Below are 24,963 nucleotides of genomic sequence, written 5' to 3' on the forward strand. Positions count from 1 at the left end.
CGAGCAGTGCGGGCTTCTCGTCGAGCCGCGGGTCGGCGTACATCTCCAGCAGCTCCTTCTCGAGCGCAGCGACCTCTGCCGCGCGGGAGGGCTTGTGGAGCAGCTCCTGCACCACCGCGTCGTGCTGGTAGTAGTAGCGCAGGTAGTACGACGGTACGACGCCCAGCTGCTGTACTACGTCCGCCGGCAGGTGCAGGTCGTCCGCGATGTCGCTGAGGTGCTTGGAGAGGAGCTGAGGCAGTACGTCCTCGCCGTTCACGCGTACTGCGCGCTCCCAGGTGAGGTGGTTCAGCCCGACGTGGTCCAGCGACACCTCCTCCGGCGTGACGCCCAGCAACGCGGCGAAGCGACGCTGGAACCCGATCGCCACGTTGCACAGTCCGACGGCCTTGTGCCCGTGCGACAACAACGCCCGCGTGACGATCCCGACCGGGTTGGTGAAGTCGATGATCCACGCGTCCGGGTTGGTACGCCGTACGCGCTCTGCGATGTCCAGCACCACTGGAACGGTCCGTAGCGCCTTGGCGAGGCCGCCGGCGCCAGTGGTCTCCTGCCCGACGCACCCGCACTCCAGTGGCCAGGTCTCGTCCTCGTTGCGCGCAGCCTGTCCACCCACGCGCAGTTGCAGCAGTACTGCGTCAGCGCCGTCGATACCGGCGTCCAGGTCGGACGTGGTGATCACCCGACCCGCATGTCCTTGTTTGGCGAAGATGCGCCGCGCCAAGCCACCGACCAGCTCCAGCCGGTCCGCCGCAGGGTCCACCAGAACCAGCTCCGACACCGGCAACGAGTCCCGCAACCGGGCGAACCCGTCGACCAGCTCAGGCGTGTAGGTGGACCCGCCACCAACAACTGTCAGTCGCATCCGCTCTCCTGCTAGGTAATAGGTGGACCCGCGGTGTCGAAGACCTCGTCGCGGGTGGTGCTCAATGCGGACTGCAGTGCTCCGGAGAGCACGGGGTCGGTGCTGATCGCGGTCATCAGCAGCTGCGGCCGCGGTACGGCGAGATCGGCGAGCTCGTCCTGGACCAGCCCGCGCAGGCGTTCGCCGCCGGCGGTGATGACGCCGCCGGCCAGCACGATCAGCTCCGGGTCGACGACCGCGACGATTGCCGCCAGGCCGACCGCGAGCCGGTGCGCGAACTCGTTGAGTACGGCGTCGCCCGCGCCCTCGGTCTGCAGCGCGGCCGTGATCGCGGCCTCCGGCGTACGGGCCTTCAGACCGTGTTCACGGGCGAGCTCGAGGACGGGTTCGCCACCGGCCAGCTCCTGGAATCCGCCGGCGTTGTTGCGGCCGACGTTGCGGATCAGCGGCGTACCCGGAAGCGGCAGGAACGCGACCTCGCCGGCACCGCCGGTCGCACCGCGGTGCAGCCGGCCGTTGATCACGATCGCGGCGCCGATGCCCTCCTCGCCCCAGAGCAGGACGAAGTTCTCGTGCTCCTGGGCATGGCCGACCCGCTGCTCGGCGACCGCGGCCAGGTTGACGTCGTTCTCGACCTCCAGCGGTACGGCGATCGCCGCCGCCAGCTCCTCCAGCAGGTGCGGGGCGTGCCAGCCCGGGAGGTGGGTCGCGTACCGCAGCCGGCCCGTCGTCGGGTCGAAACCACCCGGAGTACCGATCGAGACCCGGCGCAGCCGTTCCCGGCTCAGCCCCGCCTCGCCCGCGGCGCCGTCGACCGCCTTCAGCACCCGCTCGACTGTGCCCTTGGCACTGCGGCCCGGGGTGGCGAGCTCGTAGCGGCCGACCACGTTCCCGGTCAGGTCGGCGACCGCGGCCCGGATCCGCGTCGGCGTGACGTCCAGCCCCGCGACGTACGCGATCTCGCCGTTGATCTCGTAGAGCTGCGCGTTCGGGCCTGGCCGGCCTGCGGTGGTGCCGCTCGGACGCACCAGGCCGGCCGCCTCCAGCCTGGCCAGCAGCTGCGACGCGGTCGGCTTGGACAGCCCGGTCAGGTTGCCCAGCGTGGTGCGGGAGAGCGGGCCCTGGCTGAGCAGCAGGTCCAGGGCGGCGCGGTCGTTCATCGCGCGCAGCAGGCGCGGCGTTCCGGGTGTCGTGGCCATGAGCCAACCCTGCCTCCCTTCGCCGCCCGCGGGTACTCGCCGCGCTGAACTTCCCGTCTGTTAGGAAAGTTTCCTATTAACGCGAGACCGTACGGCGGAGCGGCGCCGGTGTCAATCGAGGCGCTGCGGAGTACAGGGAGGGACGGCTACGCCTGATCGGCAAGCAGGGCGAACGAGACCAGCCAGTGCGTCGACATGAAGTCCCCGTCCGTCACCGTGGGGAGCACTGCCTCGATCTGACGGTCAGCGCCTGCCCGCAATACCTCAGCAACCTCAGGCACTGCAGGAGCGATCGCTCGCAGCTGCCAGGCCCGAGACAGCGCCAACCCGGACAGGTGGGCCAACTGCCCATCACCTGAGTCGTCTGTCACCGGCACCTCCAACAGGTGCCGGTGTGCATCAGTCCCCAGTCCTGGGAGAAACGCTCGCAGCCAGCTGGCGAACTCCGCATCCGGCAGCACCCGCCGCATCAGCTCGGCCTCGGACAGCGCAGGCGACAAGAAGTCAGTACCCGACGGTTCGAAGCGCGTGTCGTACGCGGTGTCCCCGCCGTACCACTCCAACGCCCGCTGCCGCACGGCCTCCACGACATCCGCCCGTCCCAGCTCGCCGTACGCCTCATGCAGCAACGCAAGCGCAAACGCCGAGTTCAGATGTACGCCGTGCCGCACCGGGTACGCCTGCTTCGGCAGCCACGTAAGAACGAGCTCCGCGATCACGTCACCCAGTGGAGCGACCGCCTGGCCCCACTGGGTGTCACGCGCAGCAGCAACGAGCTGTGCCGCCCACGCCCAGCCGTAGGGACGTTCGTACCCCGGCCGCTCCCGCAGGTACGCGACCTCGACAGCAATCGCCTCCTGCGTCAGCCGCTGGTTCAGCAGCTCTACCGGGCGTTGGCCGACCTGATCCGGTGCCAGCGTCAGCAACCGGACCAGGGACCACTGCATGTGCGCGCTGGAGTGCCAGTCGTACGACCCGTGGAACGCCGGGTGCAGGCGATCCGGAGTCACGTCCACGTCGTCGGGACCTGCGGACGCGTGCTGGGTGGCGTACGGGTAGGTGGTGTCGAGTACGTTGCAGGCGATGTCGGCCCAAGCGGCGGCGTATTTCACAGGACTCCTCAGAAGGCGAAGACGTACATCAGGACGATGTTGCAGGCCAGCAAGGGGATCGCGGTCGGGATCTGCGCCTTGATCGGGCCGTACTGGTCCTTCATCTCCAGCAGGGCTGCCGGGACCAGGTTGAAGTTGGCGGCCATCGGCGTACACAGCGTGCCGCAGAAGCCTGCCAGCATCCCGATCGCGAACACGACCGCCGGGGTGCCGTGGAACTGCTGCACCAGCAGCGGCCAGCCGACCGCGGCGGTCATCACCGGGAACGCCGCGAACGCGTTGCCCATGATGATCGTGAAGATCGCCATGCCGATGCAGTACAGCGCGACCGCGGCGATCAGCGAGCCCTTCGGGATCAGGTGGTTGGTGACGTGGCCGACCGCCGTGCCGACGCCGGACGCGGTGAACAACAGTCCGAGCGTGGCCAGCATCTGCGGCAGGATCGCGGCCCAGCCGATGTGCTCGAGCAGCCGTCGGCCCTCGTGCAGCGGAACGGCCGGGGATTTCGGCCGGAACAGCACCATGCCGACGATCAGCGCCAGGATCGACGCGACCCCGAGGCCAATGATCGTCGCCGAACCGGACTCCAGCAGCAGCTTGCCGTCGCCCAGTTTCACCTTGGCCAGCCAGGCGCCGAAGATCGCCGCCACGACCGGGATCACCAGCGCCGGCAGGAAGAGCTTGTTGCCGAACTTGTTCGCGAAGTGCTCCCGCTCGACCGGTGTCGTCGTCCGTTCCTGCCCGCGGGCCGGGAACCCGAAGCCGGCCAGGACCGCGATCGCGATCACCGCGATGCCGAGCACCCAGGCCGGAGCCTGCTTGTGAACGACGAACGTGCCGTAGCCGAACGAGACCCCGAGGAGGCCCCAGAATGCCGCGCTGCCGAGCCGTTTCGGGTTGCCGCGGTCGTTGACGACCTGTAGTGCGATCAGCACGAAAAGGATTCCGCACAGCCAGTAGAACCACTCGACCTTGATCATCGGGCGGCCTCCTCGGCGTTCAACCCGGCCTCGGCCGCGAGCTTGTCGAGCGTGCGGTCCAGCAGCCACAACCGGGTGCCGTGGATGAGCAGCGCGCAGATGGCGGTCGGGATCGCCCAGACCGCGATGTTGATCGCCTCGAGCTTCAGGCCGTACGTCGTGTCCACGAAGCCGGTGATCAGCAGGATCGAGCCGACCGCGACGAAGATGTCCTCACCGAAGAAGACCCCGACGGTGTCGGAGCTGGCCGCGAAGCCCTTGATCTTCTCCTGCATCTTCTCCGGCAGTTTGCCGTACTTGCGCTCGGCGGCGCCGGCGGCCATCGGATGGATCAGCGGCCGCACCGCCTGCGCGTACCCGCCGATGCTGGTCAGGCCGACCGCGGCGGTGCCCTGACGGATCACCATGTACAGCGCGAGCAGGCGGCCCGTGGTCAGGACCTTGAGTTTGCTGATCAGCTTGCGGGCCTGGTGCTGCAGCCCGTAGCGCTCGATCAGCCCGATGACGGGCAGCGTGACGATGAAGACGGTGACGGAGCGGCTGCCGGCGAACCCGTCGCCGAAGGCGTCCAGGATCTTGACCGGCGACAGGCCGCCGATCAGGCCGGCCACGATCCCGGCCGCGGTAACGACCAGCATCGAGTTGATCCGGAGCGCGAACCCGACGACCACCACCGCGATGGCGAGCAGAACCCACATGGTTCCTCCCGGAGGGACTGGGCGATTCCGCTCACCATAGGAGATTGTTGAACGATCCTGCAATGGATCATTCAAACAAATTCTCGACCGGTTCGACCGGGACGATTCCTTCCGCCTTGGCCGCGAGCTCCGGATCGACGGTGATCAGCGCGTCCGCCTGCAGCTGGGTGACCGCGACGTACTCCGCGTCCCGGAGCGTGTCCCAGTCCTGGTCGCGGGCGATCTTCCACGCCGTCCAGCGGGACGCCCGGTCGCCGAGCGCGCGGATCTTCAGCTCGGTCATCCGGGTGTGCAGCTGCCGCGCGTCCTTCTCGGTCCGCGTGCCCAGGCGTACGTCGCGGAGCAGTTGCTCGAGCGCCTCCGAACGGATTGCCGCGGGCGCGACCAGCTGATGGTGTGCCGCGACGGTCAGCTCACCGTCGACGAGGTGCAGCAGAGTGGGTGCATCGATCACGTAGCGCGTCATGCACCTCAGAGTGCCCTAAGGGAGGCGCCAGTCCACTGGAGTGGCGCCTTGCTGCTCGAGGAGGGCGTTGACGCGGCTGAACGGGCGGGAGCCGAAGAAGCCGCGGTCCGCGGACATCGGGCTCGGGTGCGCGCTCTCGACGTACGGCGTGCTGCCCAGCATCGGCTTCAGGGTCTGGGCGTCACGGCCCCAGAGGATCGCGACCAGTGGGCCGCCGCGGTTCACCAGTGCGTGGATCGCCTGCTCGGTCACGGACTCCCAGCCCTTGCCGCGATGCGCGCCGGACTTCCCGGGCTGCACGGTGAGCACTCTGTTGAGCATGAGTACGCCCTGGTCGGCCCACGGCGTCAGGTCACCGTTGGGCGGCGCCGCAACACCTACGTCCGCCATCAGTTCGCGGTAGATGTTCTGCAGGCTGCGCGGGATCGGCCGTACGTCGGGAGCCACCGAGAAGCTCAGCCCGACCGGATGGCCCGGCGTCGGGTACGGATCCTGACCGACGACGAGCACCTTCACCTCGGCCAGTGGACGGTGGAACGCCCGCAGTACGTTCTCGCCGGCCGGCAGGTACGCCCGGCCCGCGGCGATCTCCCCGCGCAGGAACTCACCCATCCGCGCCACCGTGCCCTCGACCGGAGCCAACGCCTCGGCCCAGTCCGGCGCCACCAGATCCGCCAACGTCTTAGGACTCACCCGCCACAGTCTCGCAGTACCGTGGCTCGTACCGCACCCCGGGTTGTCGCCTGTTGTTCGCGTGTCGCTCGAACGCTGGTGTCACTCGGGACGATACAAAGGTCGCGGCCCCGCAAAGGTATGAGCTTGCGGGGCCTTTGCTTTAGGCGGTCAGCTGGTCTTCAGGCCGCTGGTGTTGTCTTGTTTGATCGCGTCGAAGATGGCCTTGGCCTTGGTCGTGTCCCACTTCACCGCGACGCCGCGGTTGCAGCACAGCTGGTAGTTGTCGTTGCTCGTCGGGACCGTGAGGGTCACGCCGCCGCTGCCCGAGATCGCTCGCATGCCGTTCGCGAACCGGACGAAGTCGAGCAGGCTCATGCCCTTGTCCACGGTCAGCGCGTCGACGCCCTTGGTGGCCACGTTGTAGTAGCGGATCGGGTTCAGGAACGTGCCCGGCGAAGCGGCCTTCTTCGCGATCGCGCCGACCATCTGCCGCTGCCGCTCGACCCGGCCGAAGTCGTTCTTGCCGTCCGCGTGCCGGGACCGCACGTACCCGAGCGCCGTCGGGCCGTCGAGCTGCTGGCAACCGGCCGGCAGATTGATGTGCGCGAGCTTGTCGTTCATTGCCTTCGGCAAGCACATCTTGATGCCGCCGATGCTGTCGATGACCGACGCGAAGCCGCCGAAGCCGACCTCGACGTAGTGGTCGACGTGCAGCCCGGTGACGCTCTCGATGGTCTGGATCAGCAGCGCCGGGCTCTTGCCGAAGGCCGCGTTGATCTTCTGCCGGCCGTTGGTGCCCGGGATGTTGACCGCGCTGTCGCGCGGGATGCTGATCAGCACCGTCGGGCCGGACTTCGGGACGTGCATCAGCATGATCGAGTCGGTCCGCGGCGGGCCGGCGGTGCCGCCGGTGTGCAGCTTCGCGCGCTCGGCGCGGGTGAGGTTGTCGCGGGCGTCCGATCCGACCATCAGGTACGTCGTCCCCGGGGTCGCGGCCGGCCGGGCGCCGGTCGGCATCGCGTCGATCTTGTCGATCTTGCTCCACGCGTAGAGCGGGACCGCGATCAGCATCAGAACGAACAGCAGGACGATCAGTCCGACGGTCCGGAGGACCCAGTTGCGCCGCTTCTTCGGGCGGCGCGGCGGCGGGTTCGCGGTTCGCGGGTCGAGGCGCTGCGTTTCACTCATAGCCACGACCGTATCGGTGCCCGGGCCTCAAACACGTCACCCCAGTGAATGGTTTTACACGTCGGAAAGTCGATGGCACCTCCTTCAAAGGGAGGAAATCCGCCCCGCGAGCGAACCGGAACGCCGGAAGCTGACCGGCGACATGCCCACTCTGGCGGTGAACAGGCGGCTGAAGTACGCCGGGTCGTCGTACCCGACCCGCCGCGCGACCACGCCCACGGGCAGGTCCTCCTCGGCGAGCAAAACCTTTGCACAGCTGAGTCTGGTGCTCAGAATCAGTTCATGTGGAGTTGAACCTGTGGTACGGCGCACTGCATCGCGCAGCTCCTTCACTGTGATTCCGAGCGCACTGGCGTAGCCCTGGACGCTCATCGGCGTACAGGCCAGCTCAGCGAGCCGTGCGGCGACATCGCCCTGCGGTGGTGCCTGCTGGCTCAGCAGGTCGTACAGCGCGCCTGCGAGTTGTACTGCGTTGTGCTGCCTGCTGACGCGTAGTAGCCGGGTGAACGCGCGGTCCACGGCCTGCGGGTCGGCGTACCGGCGTACTGGGCGGTTGACGTCGAGGTGACCGAGCGAGGTGAGCGCTTCGGTCGCGGGGCCGCTGAAGAGCGTCCAGGCGTGCCGCCAGCGGGTCGCGGGGCGGTAGCCGTGCAGGACGCCCGGGAACAGCGTGAGGAGCGCGGGCGCGCGTACTTCGTGCAGCTGGCGGTCGGGGCCGTGCAGCAGGTGGCCGCGTCCTTCCTGGAGCCAGACGAGGGCGTGGCAGCCGAGTGCACGCTCCGCGGCGGGCCGCGGCCCGTGGGTCTGCTGACCGGCGCCCAGGCAGAAGAGTCCAAGCTGGCGTTCGACAGCGCCCGGGGTCAGGTAGATCGACCAATCTTGCATCTCACAAGAGTCCAAGAGACGGGATCTGGTGTCCATTCCGTTCGGTGCCGCGGGCGGCTGGAATGGACGGGTGCTGACGTCTAACGGATATGTGCTGGATGAGCGACGGCTGGGTGATCTGGCCGCTGTTCCCGAGGAGGAGCGTGGCGATCGGGGGTTGCTGCGGGCGCGACTGCAGCGGGACGGGTACCTGTATCTGACGGGGCTGCTGGATCCTGCCGCGGTGTGGGCGTTCCGCGAGTACTACTTCGGGCTAACAGGTGCTGCTACGGACAAGGCGTCGTACCGGAAGGTGTTGTTCGAGGAGATCGTGCCGGGGCCGGAGTACGCGGCGTTCTGTACGCAGCCGGCGTTGAAAGGCTGGTTCGAGTGGTTCCTCGACGGGGAGCCGTTCCTGCACCGCCGGAAGATCATCCGGCAGACCGCGCCGGGTGAGAACGGCATCGGTACGGCGACGCAGGCGCACTACGACCTGGTGTACCTGCGAGGTGGCAGCGACCAGGTGCTGTCGGCGTGGATCCCGCTGGGTGACTGCCCGGTCAGCCTCGGTGGACTGACGTACCTGGAGGGCAGCCACCACCGGGTACTCGCCGACGAGGCTGCTGGCCGGCTCAAGCGACCGGCAGCGTCCATGACCGCGGACCTGCCCGCGCTGGCCACGGAGTACGACGCCAACTGGCTGGTCGCGAACTACCGGGCCGGGGATGTCGTCGTACACACGGCGCACACCATCCACGCGGCGCTCGACAACGTGTCCGACGGCATGCGGCTGTCCACCGACATCCGGTACCAGCGTGCCGACGACGCGATCGACACCCGCTGGCAGCAGGACTGGCACGACCGCGACGGGCTCTGACGAACGTCTTCTCGCTAACGACAATCATTTCGGTTAAGGTGGGCGCTGACGTCCGAACCGAGTCTGAGGAGAGTCGTGAACCGGAACGAACTGATCACCGGCGTGGCGCAGAAGGCGGGCATCCCGCGGAACCAGGCCGAGAAGGTCCTGGACGCCCTCGGCGACGTGGTCACCGAGGCGGTCCAGCGCGGCGAGAAGGTGTCGCTGACCGGTCTGCTCAGCATCGAGCGGGTGATGCGGGCACCGCGGACCGGCCGGAACCCGCAGACCGGCGAGCCGCTGAACATCCCGGCCGGGTACTCCGTCCGCCTGTCCTGCGGCAGCCGTCTGAAGGCGGCCGCACGCGGCGGACGCTGACCCGCCGGGTTGTCCACAACCCGGCGATACCCGGTCCCTGCCAGGTCGCGAAACAGGTATGTTCGCTGGCAGCAACTCCACTCGTGACAAGGGGTCAGGGATGACAGCAGGAATCGACGGGTCGGCCGCGGCGCGCCCGCAGGACGATCTGTACCGGTTCGTGAACGGGGCGTGGCTCGCGGAGCACGAGATCCCGGCGGACAAGGCGATCCACGGCGCGTTCCACCAGCTGTGGGACACCGCCGAGCAGGACGTCCGCGCGATCGTCGAGAAGACCGTCGCCGCCGGGCACCCGGACGGCAGCGAGCCGCGGAAGATCGCCGACCTCTACACCAGCTTCATGGACACCGAGACGATCGAGCGGCTCGGCGCCGGGCCGATCGCCGGCCAGCTCGCGCTCGTCCAGGGCGTCACGGATCTGGCCGGGCTGGTGTCGGTGCTCGGGCAGCTCGAGTTGCAGGGCGTGCCGGGCGTCTTCCACTACTGGGTCGACGCCGACGCCAAGCAGTCCGACCGCAACATCGTGCACCTGACCCAGGGCGGCCTCAGCCTGCCCGACGAGTCGTACTACCACGAGGACGCCTTCGCCGAGATCCGGACGGCGTACGTCGCGCACGTCGCGAAGCTGCTGGAGCTGGCCGGGCAGCCGGACCCGAGCGGTGCCGCGGAGCGGATCCTCGAGCTGGAGAGCCGGATCGCCGACGCGCACTGGGACCGGGTGAAGGAGCGGGACGTCCAGCTCACCTACAACAAGCTCGACCGGACCGGGCTGGACGAGCTCACCCCGGGCTTCGACTGGTCGACCTGGCTGGCCGGTGCCGGCGTACCCGAGGACGCGTTCGCGGAGGTCGTCGTCCGCGAGCCGGACTTCCTGACCGCCGCGGCCGGTGTGCTGCGGGAGGTCGACGTCGACCGGTGGAAGGAGTGGTTGAGCTGGCGGATCGTGCACAGCGCCGCGCCGCTGCTGAGCCAGGCGTTCGTCGACGAGAACTTCGCCTTCTACGGCAAGACCCTGACCGGTGCGCCGGAGCTGCGGGAGCGCTGGAAGCGGGGTGTCGGCGCGGTCGAGCAGGCGCTCGGCGAGGCGCTCGGCAAGCTGTACGTCGCGGAGCACTTCCCGCCGGACGCCAAGGCCCGGATGGTCGAGCTCGTGCAGAACCTGGTCGCCGCCTACCGGCAGCGGATCGAGGCGCTGGACTGGATGGGCCCGGACACCCGGCAGCGCGCGCTCGAGAAGCTCGGCACGTTCGTGCCGAAGATCGGCTACCCGGACGAGTGGAAGGACTACTCGGCGCTCGAGGTCGACCCGGCCGACCTGTTCGGCAACATCCGCCGCTCGGTCGCGGTGGAGACCGCGCGCGACCTCGACAAGCTCGGCAAGCCCGTCGACCGGAACGAGTGGCGCATGACGCCGCAGACCGTGAACGCGTACTACAACCCGCGGATGAACGAGATCGTCTTCCCGGCCGGCATCCTGCAGCCGCCGTTCTTCGGGCTGGACGCCGACGACGCCACCAACTACGGCGCGATCGGCGCGGTGATCGGCCACGAGATCGGCCACGGCTTCGACGACCAGGGCTCGCGCTACGACGCAGACGGCAACCTGAACGACTGGTGGACCGACGAGGACCGCGCCGCTTTCGAGGAGCGCACCGACAAACTCGTCGCGCAGTACGACGCCCTCGAGCCGGCCGAGACCCCCGGCCAGAAGGTCAACGGCAAACTCACCCTCGGTGAGAACATCGGCGACCTCGGCGGCCTGTCGATCGCCTACGTCGCCTACCAGCTCTCCCTGGACGGCACCGAGCCGGACGAAGAACTCCAGTCCGGCGCCGAGCGCTTCTTCGCTGCTTGGGCCCACGCCTGGGCCACCAAAACCCGCCCCGAGGAGGCCGCCCGCCGCCTCACCATCGACCCCCACTCACCCCCGGAGTTCCGCTGCAACGCGGTCGTCAAGAACATCGACGTCTTCCACACCACCTACAAAACCACCGACACCGACGCCATGTGGCTCTCCCCGGAGGACCGCGTCCGCATCTGGTGAAACCGCCCCGCACCCGTCGGTCCACCGCCGGCGGGTGACGGTCAGCTCAGTGGTGTGTGGCTGAACGTGTTGGTGGGGTCGTAGGTGGATTTGAGGTGGTGGAGGCGGGTTAGTTTTTCGGGGGTGTAGGCGCGGCGAACGGCGGTGGGGTCGTTGTCGGCGAAGGTGTTGACGTAGCTGCCGCTGGTGTACGGCTCGAGGGTGGCGGCGTAGGTGCGGGCCGCGGTGATGCGGGTGGTGTCCTCCGCGGGGTCGGTCCAGTCGTCGCCGGTGGTGAACTCGACCAGGGCGTCGCGGTGGCTGTACGCCGTCTCGGCGTCCGGTACGTCGGTGATCGCGCCGCCGTTCAAGGTCATCCGCGCTCCGGGGACGTCCCGGGAGAGGAACGCGTCGATCGCGGCGTCCGGCAGGGAGCGGAGGTAGTGGCCCTTGCAGTAACGGCGCAGCGCGTGGCGTTCGGCGTCGTCGGACTGGGTCTGCAGGTCGAGGTAGCTGAGCTCGCGGACCCGTCGCGCCACAGGGCGGCCGATGGCCTCGTACGACGGGAGCAGCCGGCGTCCTTCCGCGACGTCGCCCACCCAGACGTACCCGATGCTCGCGATCGGCCGCCCGTCCCGTCGGCCCACCCGCGCCACCGGTGTCGCCGCGCGTGGTGCTTCCGCGAACAGGTCCCGCCAGCCGCGCAACGCCGTACCGCCGTCGTCCAAGTCGTAGTAGAGGTCCACGGTCAGCGCCTGCGTCCCCACCGGATACAGCCGGAACTCGAACTCGGTCACCACCCCGAAGCTCCCGCCGCCACCACGTAGTCCCCAGAACAGGTCCGGGTACGACGTCTCGCTGACCCGCAGTACGGCGCCGTCCGCGGTGACGAGCTGGTACGACACGACGTTGTCGCAGGTCAGCCCGTACGCACGCGCCAGCCACCCGACCCCGCCGCCCAGCGTGAGCCCGCCGACGCCCGTGTGTGAGACGTTGCCGGCCGTTGTCGCCAGGCCGTACCGCTGGCTGGCTACGTCAAGAGCGCCCAGCAACGCGCCCCCGCCGACCCTGGCCCGACGGCTCACCGGATCGACCTGCACCGAGCTCAGCCCGGACAGATCGAGCAGCAGACCGCCGTCCACTACCGGCAGCCCGAGGAAGCTGTGGCCGCCGCCCCGCACTCCGATCTCCAGCCCGGCGTCGCGGCCGTAGCGCAGTGCCGCGACCACGTCCGCCGTACTGGAACACCGCGCGATCAAGGCCGGCCGGCGGTCCACCATCGCGTTCCACACCGCCCGGCCGGAGTCGTAGCCGGCATCTTCCGGCCGGGTCAGCAGGCCTTCGAACGCCGCGATCGTCATCGCCGCACCGCCCGAACCAAGGCGAGGACTGACGCCCGCCGGAACCACACGACGCCGGCCGCGACCAGCAGATACCCGAGCGGAATCGCCGGTGACGCACCCAGCGCGACGATGTTCGTCAGCGTCGCCCCGACCAGCAGGAACGACAGGCCGAGCGCGGCAAGACCGCACAACCGCGGCACCAGCAGCCCGATCGCGCCGGCCAGCTCGAGCGCACCGACCACGTACCGCAGCCACTGACCGGCACCCACCGCGTCGAAGATGTCCACCATCACCGGGTCACCCGACAGTTTCGGCACGGCCGCCATCACGAACATCGCCGCCAGCACCGCCTGCACCACCCACAGCACCGCGCTCCCCGTCCGGGACCTGCGCGCCGTCGTCATCGTCGTACTCATCGTCGCCTCCAAGAGTCGTTCTGGTACGACGACCTTCGCGCCCGCGACCCGCGGGCCACATCCGTGCTGACCACGGATCCACCACGGAAACCCCACCGATCGGTCATGATGGAGCGCGTGAACGAGGTGTCCGCACGCGAGGCCGAGGTACTGGCGGCGCTGGCCGACCACCGGTCGAACGTGCAGATCGCCAACGCACTGCACATCTCGGTGCGGACGGTCGAGAGTCATGTGTCGTCGCTGCTGCGCAAGTACGCCGTCGCGGATCGCCGCGAGCTCGCCGACCTGGTGGCACGCGAAAGCGGCGCCGAGCGATCACGCGGCGCGGCTAGGGGGCTCCAGCCGGGCGCAGGTGCGGGAGCGAGTCCGGGAGCGAGTGCCCGTACGGGTGTTGGTGGGGGTCGGCTGGCTGGGGTGCCGGCGGGGCGGACGAGCTTCGTTGGGCGGGCTGGTGAGCTGGCGGCGCTGCGGAAGGCTCTTGGGCAGTCCCGGTTGGTGACGTTGCTGGGGCCGGGTGGCATGGGGAAGACGCGGCTGGCTGCTGTTCTGGCGGCCGAGGCAGGCTCCGGTGCGTTCGTGGATCTGGTGCCCGTGCGGAACGGTCTGGTGACCAGTGCGGTGGCGACGGCGTCCGGGTTGACCGAGCGTCCGCCGCAGAGCCTGGAGCAGGTGCTTGTCGAGCACCTGCAGCAAGGCCGGTCGCTGCTGGTGCTGGACAACTGCGAGCACCTGGTCGACGAGGTCGCCGTACTGGTGGAGCACCTGCTTCGCCAGTGTCCCGAGCTGAGGATTCTTGCTACCAGCCGGGAGCGGCTCGGCGTACCGGCGGAGACGACCGTCCTGCTGCCGCCGCTGGACGCCGCGACCGAGCTGTTCGTGGATCGGGCGCGCGCGGTCGACCCGGGCTTTACCGCGCCGGACGAGGAGCTGGCGGAGATCTGCGCGCGGTTGGACGGTATGCCGCTCGCTGTCGAACTGGCCGCGGCACGGATCGGATCGCTCGGGACCGACGGTCTGCGGGCGGCGCTCGACGATCGGCTGCGGTTGCTGGCGGGTGGGCGCGGTGTCGACGTACGACATCGATCGCTGGCGGCGGTGATCGGCTGGAGCTACGAACTGCTGGACGACCAGGAGCGGTTGCTGTTCCGGCGGTTGTCCATCTACGTCGGCGGGTTCGACCTGGATGCGGCGAGTGCAACCAGCCCGGAGCTGGGACGCGGCGAGGTCGCGGATCTGCTCGGTCGGCTGACCGACAAGAGTCTCGCCGTACGGCGGGGATCGCGCTGGCGACTGCTCGAGACGATCCGGGAGTTCGCGCACGACCAGCTCAGCCCGGACGAGCTGGCGACCGCACACGACCGCCGCCTGCACTGGGCCGCCGACACGGCCGTCACCCTGGAAGGCCGCCTGGAAACGCCGGGTTGGCAGCAGCCGTACGACGACGTATCCGCCGACCTCCGAGCGGCGCTGGCCACAACGGCACCGGACGGGGTGGTGGCCACAACAGCAGCCGGCGGCGCGCTGGCCACAGCGGCACCGGGCGGGGTGGTGGACCGCCTGGCCGGCGGCGAGTCGGTGGCGCATCGGTTGGCTCGGGCGTTGGGTCACCTGGGATTTGCCAGGCGGCAGGTCCGGGAGTCGATCGCGGACTACCGGGTGGCGGCCGAGCGGGCGGCGGACGGGGTTGCCGCGGCGCTGGATCTGCGGTCGGCGGCTGATGCCACCTTGGCGATCTCGGATGCGGAGACCGGGGTGCGGTTGCTGCTGGACGCGGCTGAGCGAGCGGTTGCTGACGGCAACGTTCGGGCGACGATGCTCGCGCTGGCCGTGATCGCGGTGAACCGGTACCCGACCGGCTCGCTGTACGACGTACCCGCGGAGCGCACCGAACACCTGCTCCAGCAGGCGATCGACGGCGCGCAGCCGGGCGATGCGCAGGTGACCGCGCTGATCGCGACCGCCAAGGCCTGGGAACACGGCGGCCGGCGGATCGGGGCTGACGCGGAGCTTGCGCAGGAGGCTGTCGACGCGGCGCGAAGGACGGGGGATCCGGTACTGATCGCGGGCGCGCTGGACGCGCTGACCGTGGCCGCCGGGAACGCCGGCCGGCTGCGGGATGCGCGCGCGTACGCCGTGGAGCGGATGCGCCTCGTCGGCCCGCTTCCGCGGCACGAGCCGTACGCCGCGGCCGAGATCATCGACGCGTTCCACGTCGCCCCGACCACCGCGACGGCGGTCGGCGATCTGCGTGCCGCGCTTGCGGCCGTCGGTGCGCCGGACGATCCGGTCGGGGACCACCCGTACATCTCGCTGCCGCGAATGATCCGGGCGGAGGCGCTGACCGGGCGGTTCGATGCCTGCGTGACGCACGCCGACGCGCTCTGGGAACGCTGGCAGCGTGCGGGCGCCCCGCCGATCGAGTGGATGGCGTCCGCGCTGTCGGCGGTCGCGATGGTGCACGGGCTGCGCGATGACGGGCTGTTCGAGGTGTGGCAGGCGCGGGCGCTCGAGGTCGCCCGGTGCACGGAGCTCGAGGACGCTCCGTGGCTCGCGGCGCCGTACACCTTCGTGCGAGCGCGGGTCGCCGTACAGCTGGCACACCCGAGCGCGATTCAGCTGGGTGCCCACCGGCAGACGCGGGAGATCGTGCGCCGGGCGTTCGGGGACTTCGCCGAACGCTGGTGGACGCCGTACGCGCGCTCCGCCGCCGCCGAACTCGCCGTGGTAGCCGGTCTGCCGGACGCCCCCGACCTGCTCGCGGCCGCCGTACCGGACGCCGTCGAGAACGAGTGGGCCGCGGCCTGCCTCACCCGCGCCACCGCACGCTCCACCGGCGACCGCGACGCCCTCCTCGAAGCAGCCGCCGCCTTCGACCGCATCGACGCCCAGTTCGAACGCGCCGCCACCCTCGCCCTGCACCCCGACCACACCACCGAGGCACGAGCCGAACTCACGGCCCTCCGGATTCCGTAGTCACCACCGATGCCGTGACACCGCCCCGGAAGCCAGCCTCGGGACCAGCCCCACAAACCAGCCGCAAAAGCACCCGCTCGGGACAAGTCCGACAAGACCAGCCGCAAGCACCCGATCGGAGAGGTCTGGACGAGGTCCAGGTGCATCTGGTGCCGGTCGAGGCGGGTAGCGGGGTCAGGCACCTGCGTTTCCGGGTCGTGCGGTAGATGGGGGCGTTCGGCAACGAGTGTGAGCCGGTCGGTCGATAGTTTGGTCTCGACCAGATTCTTGACGGAGGGCTGATGATGGCGGGTGCACGCAAGCTGATGGGGACGGTTGCCGTCGTCGCGGTGGGGACGCTGGTGGGTTGCTCGGGCGGCGGGTCCGGTGCTGCGGGTACGCCGGCGCCGGCCTCGTCCAGCACGACCTCGGCCGCCGCGGCGTCGACCTCGCCGAGCGCGTCGCCGAGCTCGGCCGGGTGGGCGCCCACGGATCCGGCGGGGCTGCCGACCGACTCGCCCACGCCGACCCAACCCGCGCAGCCGACACAGCCCGCGAAATCAACGCCCCCGGTGCAGGCGAGCGTGAGCGGCGTACCGGACGCGTCCGGCATCAAGACCGCGATGGCTCAGACCGTCGAGGTGAAGCAGCCATCGGTGCACTTCCTGCCGAGCAGCGTGAAGGCCACCGTCCCGGACGGCAACGGCGGCAAGCTGACCGCGGTCGTCGGGACCCGGTCGAACGCCGCGGACGGTGGTGGCCAGGTGGTGTTCTTCTTCCACGGCACCAAGTTCGTCGGGTGGGACGGCGACACCGAGACCTCCGGCGTGACCAGCCTGGCGGGCGCGGGGCAGGGCGTCTTCACGATCAAGTACACGCACTTCGCCAAGGACGACCCGGCGTGCTGCCCGTCGTTGAGCCCGGTGACGATCCACTGGAGCTGGCAGGACAACGACGGCTTCGCGCCGAGCGGTGGCACCCGGCCGTACGTCGGTACTCCGGTCGCCATCCGGCTGAAGTCGTAGACGCTCCTCGACAGCCGGTCCGGGCCGGGCTTATCGTCCGGAGATGCGCAGATCGTCGGACTTCACGTCGCGACTCGTGCGAACCACGGCCGCGGCGGGCGAGATGCCGCCGGTCGAGAGCGATCTGCGGCACGCGATCCTGACCGGCGACCAGCCGCCCGGTACGGCGGTCCCGATCGACGAGGTGGCCGCGTTCTTCGGCGTCAGCGCGATCCCGGTGCGGGAGGCGCTGAAGACGCTGTTCGGCGAGGGTCTGGTCGAGCACCGCCCGCACATCGGGTACCGGGTGGCCAAGCTGACGTTCCTGGAGTTCCGCGAGCTGTACGACGTCCGCCAGGCGCTGGAGGCCGCCGCGCTGCGGGCGGCGGCCGTGAACGCGACGGCCGCAGACCACGACCAGATCCGGGCCATCCACGGGTCGCTGGCGACGGCGAGCGCCGCGGGGGACCGGGAGTACTCCGCCGCCGGCCGCCGCTTCCACTTCGCGCTGATCGAGCCGTCCGGGATGCACCGGCTGATCCGGATGTACGAAACCGCCTGGAACATCACCGAACCGGCCCGGCCGATGTCCCGGGTGCCGGCGCACGAGCGGGCCGAGTTCGGCGCCGACCACGAGCGGCTGATCACGGCGTACGTCGCCCGCGACGTCGAGGCGCTGATCGCCGAGTCCGAGCGGCACTACGCGCACCTCAAGTCCGCGATCGCGGAGTTCGCCGACGACCCGGAGTGCTTCGCCGACCCGGTCTGACACCGGCTCCTATATTTAGCCGCTGTTTCCTATATTTGGCAGCTTTACATGGCGATCCGCGCTCGGCGTGGCTAATTTCGGTGCACTCGGCCGCGCGATCCCGCGCCGCGGCCCGGCCCCGAGGAGGCCAGCATGGTGACCGAACCCCGTGTGCCCGGTGACATCGTCGAAGCGGCCGGCTACCCGTCGGAACCCGTTGCCCCTGAGCGCGACTACCACCCGCGGCTGACGAACGCGGACCTGGCGCCGTTGAAGCAGCAGACGTGGCGCAGCTACAACATCTTCGCGTTCTGGATGTCCGACGTGCACAGCGTCGGCGGCTACCTGACCGCGGGCAGCTTGTTCGCGCTGGGGCTGACCAGCTGGCAGGTGTTCGTCTGCCTGATCGCCGGCATCTGCATCGTGCAGTTCTTCTGCAACCTGGTCGCCAAGCCGAGCCAGCTCGCGGGCGTCCCGTACCCGGTGATCAGCCGGGTCTCGTTCGGCGTCCTCGGCGCGAACATCCCGGCCATCATCCGGGGCCTGATCGCCGTTGCCTGGTACGGCGTACAGACGTTCCTGGCGGCGGAATCGCTGAACATCGTGTTCCTCAAGCTCTGGCCGGGTCTGGGTCCGTGGGCGGACGCGCACCTGCACGGTTTCCTCGGCCTGTCGGCGCTCGGGTACGTCAGCTTCGCGATCCTCTGGGTGGCGCAGGCGGCGCTGTTCTGGCGCGGGATGGAGACGATCCGGAGGTTCATCGACCTGGCCGGACCGGCCGTCTACGTGACGATGCTGCTGCTCTGCGGCTACCTGCTGGTCAAGTCGCACTTCACCGTCGACCTCAACCTGTCCGGCCACCGGCTGTCCGGCTGGGCGACGATCGGCACGATGCTGAGCGCGATCGCGCTGGTCGTCTCGTACTTCTCCGGCCCGATGCTGAACTTCGGCGACTTCGCCCGCTACGGCAACAGCTTCAAGAGCGTCCGCCGGGGCAACTTCTGGGGTCTGCCGGTCAACTTCGTCTTCTTCTCACTGCTCACCGTCCTGACCGCGGGCGCGACGGTCCCGGTGTACGGCGAGCTGCTCACCGACCCGATCAAGACCGTGGAGCGGATCGACAGCACGTTCGCGATCCTGCTCGGCGCGCTCACGTTCGTCACCGCGACCGTCGGCATCAACATCGTCGCGAACTTCATCTCGCCGGCCTTCGACTTCTCGCACGTCAGCCCGCAGAAGATCAGCTGGCGGATGGGCGGCATGATCGCGGCCGTCGGCTCGGTGCTGCTGACGCCGTGGAACTGGTACAACAACGACACCGCGATCCACTACACGCTCGGCATCCTCGGCGCGCTGATCGGCCCGCTGTTCGGGATCCTGATCGCGGACTTCTACCTGATCCGCAAGCAGAAGCTGATCGTCGACGACATGTTCACCCTCGACAAGGACGGCTCGTACTACTACCGCAAGGGCTACAACCCGGTCGCGATCCGGTCGGTGATCCTCGCCGGTGTCATCTCGGTGGCGTCGGTCCTGGTACCACGGTGGATCGGCGAGGCGCTGTGGATCAGCGACTACAGCTGGTTCATCGGCTGCGGTGTCGGCTTCGCCCTCTACTCGGTGCTGGCGCGTCGCGCGGGCGTCGCCGAAGGGCAGGCATGATGCGGATCAAGGTGATCAACCCCAACACCACCGCGTCGATGACCGCGCTGATCGGGGAGTGCGCCCGGGCGGTCGCCGGTCCTGGGGTCACCGTCGACGCGGTCAACCCGCCGAGCGGACCGGCCTCCATCGAGAGCCATGCCGACGACGCGTACGCCGTACCGGGGCTGCTGCAGGAGATCGTGGACGGTGAGGCGGCCGGGTACGACGGATACGTGATCGCCTGCTTCGGCGACCCGGGGCTGAAGGCCGCGCGCGAACTCGCCCGCGGCCCGGTCGTCGGGATCGCGGAGGCGGGCATGCGTACGGCGGCGTACCTCGGCCGCGGGTTCAGCGTCGTCACCACGCTTGCGCGGACGGTCGGCCACGCGCACGACCTGGCCGAGGAGTACGGCGTCGCCCGGCAGTGCCTGGGGATCCACGCGTGCGAGATCCCGGTCCTCGCGCTGGAGACGGATCCGCACGCGCGGGTCACGATCCTGCGGGCCTGCGAAGAGGCGCTCGCGCTGGACGGCTCCGACGCGATCGTGCTCGGCTGCGCCGGGATGGCCGACCTGTGTCACGACCTGTCGGCCGAGCTGGGCGTCAGCGTGATCGACGGCGTGGCGGCCGCCACCACCACGGTCGAGATGCTGGTGCGGCTGCGGCTGCGAACCGGCAAGCTCGGCGAGTTCGCGCCGCACCCGCGCTACCAAGACGCCTAAGAGGCCATCCAGGACTGGATGCCTTCGATCGTGCGCGGCATCGCCTCGGAGAGGTTCTCCGGGGTGCCGTCGGTGATCAGGATGTCGTCCTCGATCCGGATGCCGATGCCGCGCAGGTCCTCGGGGACGGTCAGGTCGTCGGCCTGGAAGTACAGGCCGGGCTCGACGGTCAGGACGTAGCCGGGCTTGACGGTGCCCTTGCGGTAGGTCTCGTTGCGGGCCGCGGCGCAGTCGTGGACGTCCAGGCCGAGCATGTGGCTGACGCCGTGCAGCGTGTAGCGCTGGTACAGGCGGCTCTCCGGGTCGAGCGCCTCAGCGGCCGGCACCGGGAGCAGCTCCATCGCGTCGAGACCGTGGACGATGACCTCCATCGCGGCCTCGTGCCCGGCGCGGAACGCGGCGCCCGGGGTGAGCGCGGCGATGCCGGCGTTCTGCGCGTCCAGGACCAGCTGGTACAGGTCGCGCTGGCGCGGGGTGAACTCGCCGTTCACCGGCAGTGTGCGGGTGATGTCGGCGGTGTAGAGCTGCCGGTTCTCCACGCCCATGTCGAGCAGCATCAGGGTGCCGTCGTTCACCGGGCCGTCGTTCTCGATCCAGTGCAGGGTGGTCGCGTGCGGACCGGCCGCGGCGATCGACGTGTAGCCGACGTCGTTCCCCTCGGCGCGGGCGCGGCGCCAGAACGTGCCCTCGATCCAGCGTTCGCCGTACTGCCGGACCTTGTCCATCTCGGCGAGCACGTCGGAGAAACCGCGGTGCGTGATCGCGACCGCGTCCCGGAGCTGGTCGAGCTCGTACGCGTCCTTCACCAGCCGCAGCTCGGACAGCGTGGCGGCCAGCTCGTTGTCCTTCAGGTCGTCGGTGTGCGCGCCGCTGAGCAGCGCGGCGATCGACTGGTCCTCGTCGCGCCGCACGCGGGTCGGTACGTCGCCCTTCAACGCGTCGGCCAGCTGGTCGACGTGCCGGGTCTCGATGCCGAACTCCTTCGCGGTCTCGGTCAGCGACGGACGCCGGCCGGCCCAGAGCTCGCCGTACATCCGGTCGCGCCAGAACTCCTCGCCCTGGGCGCGGTCGGAGCGCGGGCGGAAGTACAGCACGGAGTCGTGGCCGGTGGTGCCGTTCGGCTCCAGGACGAGGACCGCGTCCGAGGTCTGGTTGCCGGTCAGCCACACGTAGTCGGTGTGCGGGCGGAAGACGTAGTCGGTGTCGTTCGAGCGGACCTTGTAGGTACCGGCCGGGATCACCAGCCGCTCGCCCGGGAACGCCTGCGAGAGCGCGTCCCGGCGCTTCGCCGCCCACACACCGGCATCGCTCAGTGACAGGTCGTGCCGCTCGGAGTCGGCCCACTCCGAGTTCATGAACGCCCGCAGCTTGGGGCTCGGCTCGTTGTCGTGCGAAGCGGTCTTCGGTGTGGTGTTGTCGGCAGCGTTCTCGGTCATCGGCGACCAGTCCTCATCTCGCTACGGGTGCGGTTGGTCCCCACGCAGCGTGCCGGTGTCGGGCAGGGCCTCCGCGGGGTCGGAGCCGATGCGGGTGATCGCATTGTGCTCGTCCACGAAGACTACGCTCGGCGCGAAGGCCTTGGCCTCGGCGGTGTCGAACATCCCGTACGCGATCAGGATCACCAGATCGCCCGGATGGATCAGGTGCGCCGCGGCCCCGTTGATCCCGACGATCCCGGACCCGCGCGGCCCCTCGATCAGGTACGTCGACAGCCGCTGCCCGTTGGTGATGTCGACGATGTCCACCTTCTCGCCGGGCAGCAGGTCGGCCGCGTCCATCAGGTCGGCGTCCAGCGTGCACGACCCGACGTAGTTCAGATCCGCCTGCGTCACCGTCGCACGGTGCACTTTCGCCCGCATCATCTCGCGCCACATGAGCGGCAATGATCCGTCGTACTCACCAGGTTTGTCAGTGGTCGCAGTCACTTGTGGTCGGCAACTTTTCGGCCGGATGCGGTGTCTCAACCGGTGCGCTGCCGACAGCTCAGGCATCGGCGTTGTAAGGGATCAGGCTGGGTCCTTGGATGCCTCGACGGCGAGGGCACGGAGTGCCTCGTACCTTGGCCGCAGGGCGGCGACGCGGTCGGCCTCCGCGTCGGCGGGGACGAGGTGCTCGCCGCCAGGGTCCGGGGAGAGGCCGAGGGCTACGGCGGCGGCGCCGCGGGCGCCGACTTCGGGTTCTGCGCAGACCGTGGTGGGTCGCGCGAAGGTTGCGGTGAGGCAGCGGCGCCACCACTCGGAGGCGTCGATGCCACCGCCGCCCAGGACGACGTCCAGTCGCCCGCCGAACAGGTCGTCGAGCTGCCGGAGGCCGCGGTCGATCTCGAGTGACGCGCCCTGGAGGGCGGCGGCGAGGAGGTCGGCGGGGCTGTCGTCGAACGAGAGGCCGAAGTACACGCCGGAGCCGCCCGGGACGTTCGCGGGTGGCCGGGTGCCGGCCATGAACGGGATCGCGATCGCGTGCGTCCCGCCGATCTCCACGCCGACCGGTTCGTCGGACTCCAGCCGCAGTACGCCGGTCAGCCAGGCGTGCAGGTTCCCGGCCGCGGAGAACGCCATACCGGTCACCGCGCGCTTGTCGTCGACCCGGTACCGCCACAGCTCCCACGGCAGTTCCGGCGCGTTCTCGATCGGGTGCACGACCCGTACCGCGGCCGACGTACCGACCGTCACCGCGGCCGTCCCCGCGTCGAACCCGCCGGTGCCCACGTTGGACGCGGCGCCGTCGCCGGTCGGCGGATGCACGGGTACGCCGACCAGCCCGGGCCAGCGGCGTTCGTACTCCTTGGACAACGTCCCGGTCCACCCGGTCGGCACGATCTCCGGCAGCCGGTCCGCGGTCACGCCCGCGACTGCCAGGGCCTCGTCGTCGTACGCGCCCGTCGCCAGGTCGAGGGTCCCGGTCCCGGACGCGACCGAGACCGAGGTGACTCGCTCGCCGGTCAGCCGTTCCAGCACGAGATCGGGCAGACCGGCGAAGGCCGCCGGGGAGTCGGAGGCGAGCAGCCAGGGGATCCGGCGGGTCCAGTACAGCCGGTGCAGCCAGGTCCCGGTGCGGGCGTGGAACGCCTGCTCGTCGAACGACGTCCCGAGGTCGAGGTCGACCGTACGGGTGTCCGCCCAGGTGATCACCGGCGTCCGCGCCACGCCCTTGTTGTCCAGGGCAACGATCGAGTGCCACTGGGTGGACAGCACCAGCGAGCCGATGCCGTCCAGGTGGCCGTTCTGCTGGAGCTCGTCCAGGCAGCCGAGCAGCCCCTCGACGTACTCGTGCAGGTCGAGCGTCGCGGAGCCGTCGTGGCCGTACGCCGGGGAGATCTTGTGCCGGGCCAGTGCGCCGGGGATCGGCGAGGCGTCGGACTCGTGCAGCACGAGCGCCCGCGCCGACGACGTACCCAGGTCGAGAGCCAGGATCCGCCCGTCAGTCTTCGTCATGCAGCGCCTTCAGGAAGGTCTGGGCCCAGACGTTCACATCGTGCGCCGCGAGGTGCTTGCGCATCGCCTTCATCCGCCGGCCGAGCTGCCGTTCGTCGGTGTTCATCGCGTCGACAATCGTGTCCTTCATCCCGTTGATGTCGTGCGGGTTCACCAGGAACGCCTGCCGGAACTCGTCCGCGGCGCCGGCGAACTCGCTCAGTACGAGCGCGCCGGTGTCGTCGTACCGGGTCGAAACATACTCCTTCGCGACCAGGTTCATGCCGTCCCGCAGCGGTGTCACCACGGCGACGTCGGCGGCCCGGAGCAGCGCCGCCATCTCGGTCCGCGAGTACGTCGTGTGCAGGTAGTTGATCGCCGGCGTACCGATCCGGCCGTGCTCGCCGTTGATCCGGCCGACCAGCAGCTCGATCTCGTCACGCAGTACCCGGTACTGCTCGACACGCTCCCGGGACGGGGTCGCGACCTGGATGAAGACCGCGTCGTCGACCGAGACCCGCTTCTCGTCGAGTAGTTCGCCGAACGCGCGCAGCCGCTGCCGGATGCCCTTGGTGTAGTCGAGCCGGTCGACGCCGAGCAGGATGTGTTCGGGGTTGCCGACCTCCTGGCGCATCTCGGCCGCGCGGGCGTTGGTCTCCGGCTGCCGCGCGAGGTTCTCCAGCTCGTTGACGTCGATCGAGATCGGGAACGCCTTCGCCCGCACGATCCGGTCGTCCGGCAGGTGGATCCGGTCGCCGCGGGTCCGCAGGCCCATCCGGTTGCGGGCCAGCCGGGCGAAGTTGGAGGCGGCACCGGGTCTTTGGAAGCCGACCAGGTCCGCGCCCATCAGCCCGTCGAGGATCTGCCGCCGCCACGGCATCTGCGCGAACAGCTCGGTCGGCGGGAACGGGATGTGCAGGAAGAACCCGATCCGTACGTCGGGCCGCAGCCGCCGCAGCATCGCCGGGACCAGCTGCAGCTGGTAGTCGTGCACCCAGACGTCGGCGTTGTCGTCGGCGGCGTCCGCGGCGGCCTCCGCGAACCGGCGGTTCACCGCGACGTACGACTCCCACCACTCGCGGTGGAACTCCGGCGCCACGATCACGTCGTGGTACAGCGGCCAGAGCGTCGCGTTCGAGAAGCCCTCGTAGTACAGCTGCACGTCCTCGGCCGACAGCATCACCGGGACCAGGTGCATGCCGTCGTTGTCGAACGGGTCCAGCTTCTCGTCCGGGCTGCCGGTCCAGCCGATCCAGGCGCCGTGGTGCCCCTGCATCACCGGGGCCAGCGCCGTCACCAGACCACCCGGGCTCCGGCGCCACGCCGTACTGCCGTCGGGCATCTCGGTCCGGTCGACCGGCAGCCGGTTGGCCACCACTACGAAGGAACTCCTACCGTTCGGCTGTGTAGACATGGT

At 69.7% G+C, this 24,963-nt stretch carries 23 protein-coding genes; 8 read left to right on the forward strand and 15 right to left on the reverse strand.

Annotated elements, in window-relative coordinates; translation table 11 throughout:
- From VFF46_RS22505 to VFF46_RS22545, 9 genes are all read right to left on the reverse strand, one after another.
- Positions 1-865 (reverse strand): 6-phospho-beta-glucosidase (locus VFF46_RS22505; protein ID WP_325039164.1); only part of this gene is annotated, 865 nt, incomplete at its 3' end.
- Positions 866-876: 11 nt separating this feature from the next.
- Positions 877-2,064 (reverse strand): ROK family transcriptional regulator, encoded by a 1,188-nt coding sequence (locus VFF46_RS22510; protein ID WP_325039165.1) that lies wholly within the window; start codon positions 2,062-2,064, stop codon positions 877-879.
- Positions 2,065-2,210: 146 nt separating this feature from the next.
- A complete protein-coding gene (locus VFF46_RS22515) occupies positions 2,211-3,176 on the reverse strand; it encodes a DUF2891 family protein (protein ID WP_325039166.1) in 966 nt (321 codons plus the stop codon).
- Between the two features lie 8 nt (positions 3,177-3,184).
- A complete protein-coding gene (locus VFF46_RS22520) occupies positions 3,185-4,156 on the reverse strand; it encodes a DUF979 domain-containing protein (protein WP_325039167.1) in 972 nt (323 codons plus the stop codon).
- Entirely contained in the window at positions 4,153-4,854 is a 702-nt protein-coding gene (locus tag VFF46_RS22525; protein ID WP_325039168.1) for a DUF969 domain-containing protein, read from the reverse strand. Before VFF46_RS22525 ends, VFF46_RS22520 begins: the two co-directional genes overlap by 4 nt.
- Positions 4,855-4,921: 67 nt before the next feature.
- Positions 4,922-5,320, reverse strand: a complete 399-nt coding sequence (locus VFF46_RS22530; RefSeq protein WP_325039169.1) for a hypothetical protein — start codon at positions 5,318-5,320, stop codon at positions 4,922-4,924.
- Positions 5,321-5,335: 15 nt separating this feature from the next.
- Entirely contained in the window at positions 5,336-6,013 is a 678-nt protein-coding gene (locus tag VFF46_RS22535) for a uracil-DNA glycosylase (protein WP_325039170.1), read from the reverse strand.
- Between the two features lie 150 nt (positions 6,014-6,163).
- Complete coding sequence (locus tag VFF46_RS22540; RefSeq protein WP_325039171.1) at positions 6,164-7,183, reverse strand: LCP family protein; 1,020 nt, start codon at positions 7,181-7,183, stop codon at positions 6,164-6,166.
- An 84-nt stretch (positions 7,184-7,267) separates the two neighbouring features.
- Positions 7,268-8,068, reverse strand: coding sequence for a helix-turn-helix transcriptional regulator (locus VFF46_RS22545; protein WP_325039172.1), 801 nt, complete (start codon positions 8,066-8,068; stop codon positions 7,268-7,270).
- 91 nt (positions 8,069-8,159) lie between these two features.
- Between VFF46_RS22545 and VFF46_RS22550 the strand changes: the two genes are divergently transcribed.
- From VFF46_RS22550 to VFF46_RS22560, 3 genes are all read left to right on the forward strand, one after another.
- Positions 8,160-8,924, forward strand: coding sequence for a phytanoyl-CoA dioxygenase family protein (locus VFF46_RS22550; protein ID WP_325039173.1), 765 nt, complete (start codon positions 8,160-8,162; stop codon positions 8,922-8,924).
- A 75-nt stretch (positions 8,925-8,999) separates the two neighbouring features.
- Entirely contained in the window at positions 9,000-9,281 is a 282-nt protein-coding gene (locus VFF46_RS22555) for an HU family DNA-binding protein (protein WP_325039174.1), read from the forward strand.
- Positions 9,282-9,381: 100 nt separating this feature from the next.
- The gene (locus VFF46_RS22560; RefSeq protein WP_325039175.1) at positions 9,382-11,325 is read left to right on the forward strand and encodes a M13 family metallopeptidase; all 1,944 of its coding nucleotides are present in this window, start codon (positions 9,382-9,384) and stop codon (positions 11,323-11,325) included.
- A gap of 41 nt (positions 11,326-11,366) precedes the next feature.
- Here VFF46_RS22560 and VFF46_RS22565 read toward each other — a convergent pair whose 3' ends face one another.
- Together VFF46_RS22565 and VFF46_RS22570 are read right to left on the reverse strand one after the other, a co-directional pair.
- Entirely contained in the window at positions 11,367-12,665 is a 1,299-nt protein-coding gene (locus VFF46_RS22565) for an FAD-binding oxidoreductase (RefSeq protein ID WP_325039176.1), read from the reverse strand.
- A complete protein-coding gene (locus VFF46_RS22570) occupies positions 12,662-13,063 on the reverse strand; it encodes a DoxX family protein (protein WP_325039177.1) in 402 nt (133 codons plus the stop codon). The genes VFF46_RS22565 and VFF46_RS22570 overlap by 4 nt, the downstream gene beginning before the upstream one ends.
- Positions 13,064-13,168: 105 nt before the next feature.
- Between VFF46_RS22570 and VFF46_RS22575 the strand changes: the two genes are divergently transcribed.
- From VFF46_RS22575 to VFF46_RS22595, 5 genes are all read left to right on the forward strand, one after another.
- Positions 13,169-16,036, forward strand: coding sequence for an ATP-binding protein (locus VFF46_RS22575; RefSeq protein ID WP_325039178.1), 2,868 nt, complete (start codon positions 13,169-13,171; stop codon positions 16,034-16,036).
- A 281-nt stretch (positions 16,037-16,317) separates the two neighbouring features.
- Positions 16,318-17,040 (forward strand): LppP/LprE family lipoprotein, encoded by a 723-nt coding sequence (locus tag VFF46_RS22580; protein ID WP_325039179.1) that lies wholly within the window; start codon positions 16,318-16,320, stop codon positions 17,038-17,040.
- Positions 17,041-17,083: 43 nt separating this feature from the next.
- Positions 17,084-17,788: a GntR family transcriptional regulator gene (locus VFF46_RS22585; protein WP_325039180.1), complete on the forward strand. Its 705-nt coding sequence runs from the start codon at positions 17,084-17,086 to the stop codon at positions 17,786-17,788.
- Between the two features lie 132 nt (positions 17,789-17,920).
- Complete coding sequence (locus tag VFF46_RS22590) at positions 17,921-19,429, forward strand: NCS1 family nucleobase:cation symporter-1 (protein WP_325039181.1); 1,509 nt, start codon at positions 17,921-17,923, stop codon at positions 19,427-19,429.
- A complete protein-coding gene (locus VFF46_RS22595; protein WP_325039182.1) occupies positions 19,426-20,133 on the forward strand; it encodes an aspartate/glutamate racemase family protein in 708 nt (235 codons plus the stop codon). Before VFF46_RS22590 ends, VFF46_RS22595 begins: the two co-directional genes overlap by 4 nt.
- Here the strand turns inward: VFF46_RS22595 and VFF46_RS22600 are convergent.
- The 4 genes from VFF46_RS22600 to VFF46_RS22615 form a co-directional block, all read right to left on the reverse strand.
- Positions 20,130-21,569, reverse strand: coding sequence for an aminopeptidase P family protein (locus VFF46_RS22600; RefSeq protein ID WP_325039183.1), 1,440 nt, complete (start codon positions 21,567-21,569; stop codon positions 20,130-20,132). The genes VFF46_RS22595 and VFF46_RS22600 overlap by 4 nt on opposite strands.
- A 21-nt stretch (positions 21,570-21,590) precedes the next feature.
- Positions 21,591-22,007, reverse strand: coding sequence for an aspartate 1-decarboxylase (gene panD, locus VFF46_RS22605; RefSeq protein ID WP_325039184.1), 417 nt, complete (start codon positions 22,005-22,007; stop codon positions 21,591-21,593).
- A gap of 132 nt (positions 22,008-22,139) precedes the next feature.
- Complete coding sequence (locus tag VFF46_RS22610; RefSeq protein ID WP_325039185.1) at positions 22,140-23,567, reverse strand: FGGY family carbohydrate kinase; 1,428 nt, start codon at positions 23,565-23,567, stop codon at positions 22,140-22,142.
- On the reverse strand, positions 23,554-24,960 hold the full coding sequence (locus VFF46_RS22615) for an alpha,alpha-trehalose-phosphate synthase (UDP-forming) (RefSeq protein ID WP_414673082.1): 1,407 nt from the start codon (positions 24,958-24,960) through the stop codon (positions 23,554-23,556). The genes VFF46_RS22610 and VFF46_RS22615 overlap by 14 nt, the downstream gene beginning before the upstream one ends.
- Positions 24,961-24,963: the final 3 nt, after the last annotated feature.

The organism is Kribbella sp. (genome assembly GCF_035655035.1).
Taxonomy (GTDB): Bacteria; Actinomycetota; Actinomycetes; order Propionibacteriales; family Kribbellaceae; genus Kribbella.

What these genes read in the sequence shown, in the direction of transcription:
- VFF46_RS22510 (WP_325039165.1), bottom strand. Translation starts at nt 2,064, where the DNA reads ATGGCCACGACACCCGGAACGCCGCGCCTGCTGCGCGCGATGAACGAC.
- VFF46_RS22520 (WP_325039167.1), bottom strand. Translation starts at nt 4,156, where the DNA reads ATGATCAAGGTCGAGTGGTTCTACTGGCTGTGCGGAATCCTTTTCGTG.
- VFF46_RS22525 (WP_325039168.1), bottom strand. Translation starts at nt 4,854, where the DNA reads ATGTGGGTTCTGCTCGCCATCGCGGTGGTGGTCGTCGGGTTCGCGCTC.
- VFF46_RS22530 (WP_325039169.1), bottom strand. Translation starts at nt 5,320, where the DNA reads ATGACGCGCTACGTGATCGATGCACCCACTCTGCTGCACCTCGTCGAC.
- VFF46_RS22540 (WP_325039171.1), bottom strand. Translation starts at nt 7,183, where the DNA reads ATGAGTGAAACGCAGCGCCTCGACCCGCGAACCGCGAACCCGCCGCCG.
- VFF46_RS22545 (WP_325039172.1), bottom strand. Translation starts at nt 8,068, where the DNA reads ATGCAAGATTGGTCGATCTACCTGACCCCGGGCGCTGTCGAACGCCAG.
- VFF46_RS22560 (WP_325039175.1), top strand. Translation starts at nt 9,382, where the DNA reads ATGACAGCAGGAATCGACGGGTCGGCCGCGGCGCGCCCGCAGGACGAT.
- VFF46_RS22565 (WP_325039176.1), bottom strand. Translation starts at nt 12,665, where the DNA reads ATGACGATCGCGGCGTTCGAAGGCCTGCTGACCCGGCCGGAAGATGCC.
- VFF46_RS22570 (WP_325039177.1), bottom strand. Translation starts at nt 13,063, where the DNA reads ATGAGTACGACGATGACGACGGCGCGCAGGTCCCGGACGGGGAGCGCG.
- VFF46_RS22575 (WP_325039178.1), top strand. Translation starts at nt 13,169, where the DNA reads ATGATGGAGCGCGTGAACGAGGTGTCCGCACGCGAGGCCGAGGTACTG.
- VFF46_RS22580 (WP_325039179.1), top strand. Translation starts at nt 16,318, where the DNA reads ATGATGGCGGGTGCACGCAAGCTGATGGGGACGGTTGCCGTCGTCGCG.
- VFF46_RS22585 (WP_325039180.1), top strand. Translation starts at nt 17,084, where the DNA reads ATGCGCAGATCGTCGGACTTCACGTCGCGACTCGTGCGAACCACGGCC.
- VFF46_RS22590 (WP_325039181.1), top strand. Translation starts at nt 17,921, where the DNA reads ATGGTGACCGAACCCCGTGTGCCCGGTGACATCGTCGAAGCGGCCGGC.
- VFF46_RS22595 (WP_325039182.1), top strand. Translation starts at nt 19,426, where the DNA reads ATGATGCGGATCAAGGTGATCAACCCCAACACCACCGCGTCGATGACC.
- VFF46_RS22600 (WP_325039183.1), bottom strand. Translation starts at nt 21,569, where the DNA reads ATGACCGAGAACGCTGCCGACAACACCACACCGAAGACCGCTTCGCAC.
- panD (WP_325039184.1), bottom strand. Translation starts at nt 22,007, where the DNA reads ATGTGGCGCGAGATGATGCGGGCGAAAGTGCACCGTGCGACGGTGACG.
- VFF46_RS22610 (WP_325039185.1), bottom strand. Translation starts at nt 23,567, where the DNA reads ATGACGAAGACTGACGGGCGGATCCTGGCTCTCGACCTGGGTACGTCG.
- VFF46_RS22615 (WP_414673082.1), bottom strand. Translation starts at nt 24,960, where the DNA reads ATGTCTACACAGCCGAACGGTAGGAGTTCCTTCGTAGTGGTGGCCAAC.